Raw genomic sequence first — 3789 nt, 5'->3', positions numbered from 1 at the left:
CAACAAGGGAATAATGGAAATGGGCAAGGGAACAACGGAAGAGGATCACAACAAGGGAATAATGGGAACGAGCAAGGAAACAACGGAAGAGGGTCTCAACAAGGGGAAATGGGCAAGGGAACAATGGAAGAGGATCCCAGAAAGAAAATGACGGAAACGAGCAAGGGAACAATGGTAGGGGGTCTCAACAAGAAAATAGAGGCCACCAGCAAGGGAATGAAAAGAAGAATCAATAGAATATGGAAGTGAGAGATTCACTTCAAAGCTAAAAGGATTTATTCCGCTATTTGCTGGGCAGCCCGATTGGTGAGGGCTGATGATTAGTGGGGGGGGGGAACAAAACCCCCACTGATTAAAGTTGCACTTTAATATTCTATAGTTCTATTAAGAAGGAGTATGTGAAAAATATAATGGAGAAAAACATTCAACAAGAGAAAGATAAAGAAAAACCTGTTTTTTATGATCCGAAAGGAAGGAGAAACATAGCCTTTATTTGGTTTCTATGTATCTCAATAGTTAGTGTAAGTGTTGTATTTTATTTTTTCTTTCAAAGTATTTTTTCAACACCAGAAATTCCAAATATGAATACCGCTGTACAACAAGATACTAAACTTGTACCAATTAATCAAAAACTTAGTGATCAGCAGTTAAAGGAGGAAGCATTTAACCCAAATACCGAAACGAAGGATAATAAAAATTTGGTGAATCCGCCGAAGGATAGTAAACATCCTAAAGAAGTGTATGGTTTTTATGTAAACTGGGATGAAAATAGTACCGCTTCTTTAAAAGAAAATATCGATTCATTAACTACGTTAGTACCAGAGTGGTATCATTTAAAAGCAGATTTAACGATTAGAAGTGAGATAAAACCTGAGATAGTAAAGTTGGCAGAAAAAAATCAAGTGAAGATTATGCCTTTGCTTACTAACTATACTGAGGAAGCTTCTGGTCCTGATAGTGGGCTAATTCATAAGTTACTGAGTTCCTCAAACGATGTAAAGACAAAGTTTATTAATGATTTAGTAATCCAAGTTAAAAAAAATCAGTTTTCAGGTATTAATATTGACTTTGAGGCCGTACCTGAAAGTGATAGAGAAAACTTAACAAATTTTATGAAAGAACTTACTAAGGAATTTCATGAACATGATTTGCTCGTTACACAAGATGTTCCAGCTAATGATAAGGCTTTTGATTATAGTGCGTTAGCAAAAATAATAGATCGAATGATTGTAATGATGTACGATGAGCACTATGGAGCGGGGGAACCAGGACCAATTGCTTCAAATAAATGGTTCCAACATACATTAAAAGAACTGAATATTCCGTCTAATAAACTTATAGTTGCTTTCGGTAACTATGGATATGATTGGGAAGTAAATAGTAAAGAAGCTGCAAAGTCTATGACTTTCTCAGAAGTTATGGCAATGGCTCATGATTCAAATATAAAAATTCAATGGGATAAGGTGAGTGGAAATCCGTATTTTAGATATAAAACAGGAGAGAAAGAACATACTGCTTGGTTCTTAGACGGTGTTACTCTTTATAATCAAGTGAAAATCGCAATGGACAATCATGCAAAGGGGTTTGCGCTATGGAGATTAGGAGCAGAAGATCCTACAATATGGAAAGTTTTAAAAAATCCTATTGAGGTACAAAAAAATCCTAATGTATTACATAAAATCAGTAGTTTAGATGAAGTGAATTATTCTGGACAAGGTGAAATTTTACAGATTGAGAATGAAAGAAAAAATGGATTGAGAGATTTTAAAGTAGGCAAAGATGATTATATTACAGATGAAGTATATCAATCCTTACCATCTGCATATGAAGTGCAACGATATGGAAAACCAAATGGGAAACAAGTAGTATTAACATTTGATGATGGACCAGACCCGAAATATACGCCAGAAATATTAGATATATTAAAAGAGAATCAAATAAAAGCTGCTTTTTTTGTACTTGGTGAAAACGCGCAACTAAATACTAGTATTGTAAAAAGAATATACGATGAAGGGCATGAAATTGGCAATCATACTTTCAAGCATCCTAACATAGCAGATACGTCTTTACTACGAACGAAAGTAGAACTTAATACGACGCAACGTTTAATTCAGGAAGTAACTGGACATTCTACGGTTTTATTTAGACCGCCATATGAAGCGGATGCTAACCCGGATTCATCAAATGAAATATTGCCTATTTTACGTGCACAAAATATGAACTATACAATGGTAGCGGAAAAAGTTGATCCCGAAGACTGGGCAATACCATCAACAAATGAATTAGTAAAGCGTGCTCTTAATCCCATTTATAAGGGAGAGGGAAATATTATTCTTCTCCATGATGCGGGAGGGAACCGTACACATACAGTAGAGGCGCTCCCAATCATTATTAAAGACCTAAAAAAGCATGGATATAGTTTTGTAACAATTTCAGATTTAATGAATAAAGAACGAGATGAAATTATGCCTCCTGTTTCTTCTGAGGGGAAGCAATATTTACTTTACAATAAAGCTGTCTTTTCAGGGGCAGGATACTTTAAGCATATATTAACAACTATTTTTTATATTGCTATTGGATTAGGGATTTTTCGGTTTTTATTCTTAATTTATTTTGCATGGAAGCAGAAAAGAAAAACGTTATCTCGCTATATTAATTCGTCCTATCAACCTTTTGTTAGTGTTGTCATAGCAGCATATAATGAAGAAAAGGTGATAGCCAAGACAATTCACTCAATTTTGGATAGTAATTATAGAGAATTTGAAGTTATTGTTGTGGATGACGGATCGACAGATGGTACGTTAAAAGTAATGAAAGAAACATTTTATAAACACCCTAAAGTTCGTTTCATTCAGAAAGAAAACGGCGGGAAATCATCGGCAATGAACCTAGGGTTTCAACAATCGCGAGGAGAAATCATTGTCACTTTAGATGCGGATACTATTATTGCGCAAGACGCCATTTCTTTAATGGTTAGACACTTTGAAGATCAGAATGTAGCTGCAGTTTCAGGTAATGTCAAAGTGGGGAATAGACGGAATTTGTTAACTACTTGGCAACATGTTGAGTACATTACAGGGTTTAATTTAGAACGTAGAGCTTTTGATGAGTTAAATTGTATTACAGTAGTTCCAGGAGCTATTGGGGCGTGGCGCAAAAAGAATGTAGTTGAATCTGGATATTTAAGCGAAGATACGTTAGCAGAAGATACGGATCTTACTATTACATTTTTACGTCAAGGGCATAGAATTGTATATGAAGAAAAAGCGCATGCTTTTACGGAATCACCTGAAGATGTGAAAAGTCTCATTAAACAGCGGTATCGTTGGTCATATGGTACACTTCAATGTCTTTGGAAACATCGAAAAGCGTTATGTAATCCAAAGCATAAAACATTAGGATTTATTGCACTGCCTAATATGTGGTTATTCCAATATGTGCTGCAATTCATTGCTCCTTTTGCAGATATATTAATGATTATAGGACTATTTAGTAGTAATCCGCTAAAAGTTTTAGGATTTTATCTTGTTTTCTTTTTAATGGATCTTCTCGCTTCTCTGTTCGCATTTAAATTAGAGGAAGAGAACCCAAAACCATTGGCATGGTTAATTTTACAACGTTTTATTTATCGCCAATTTATGACTTATGTTGTCATTAAATCTATATTCTCATCGCTTCGAGGAGTAGCAGTAGGGTGGAATAAACTAAAGAGACTGGGGAGTGTTAAACATTCCACGGAACATAAGGAGGCATCATAAAAGAGCAGACTATGAAGTGACCCCTAAAAGT

Annotated in this window: 1 protein-coding gene and 1 pseudogene; both read left to right on the top strand. The window is 35.2% G+C overall.

Translation table 11 applies throughout. The annotated features are described in order from the left end of the window. A pseudogene (locus DN400_RS30050) lies at positions 1-236 on the top strand (hypothetical protein); the annotation flags it as partial. A gap of 174 nt (positions 237-410) precedes the next feature. Beyond that, complete coding sequence (locus DN400_RS24815; protein ID WP_065229134.1) at positions 411-3758, top strand: trifunctional glycoside hydrolase family 18/polysaccharide deacetylase/glycosyltransferase family 2 protein; 3348 nt, start codon at positions 411-413, stop codon at positions 3756-3758. Positions 3759-3789: the final 31 nt, after the last annotated feature.

This window comes from Bacillus sp. AR8-1 (genome assembly GCF_008042345.1).
Classification (GTDB): Bacteria; Bacillota; Bacilli; order Bacillales; family Bacillaceae_G; genus Bacillus_A; species Bacillus_A cereus.
The sequence above is the reverse complement of the archived record's forward strand: the minus strand, read 5'-3'. Positions and strand labels throughout refer to the sequence as shown.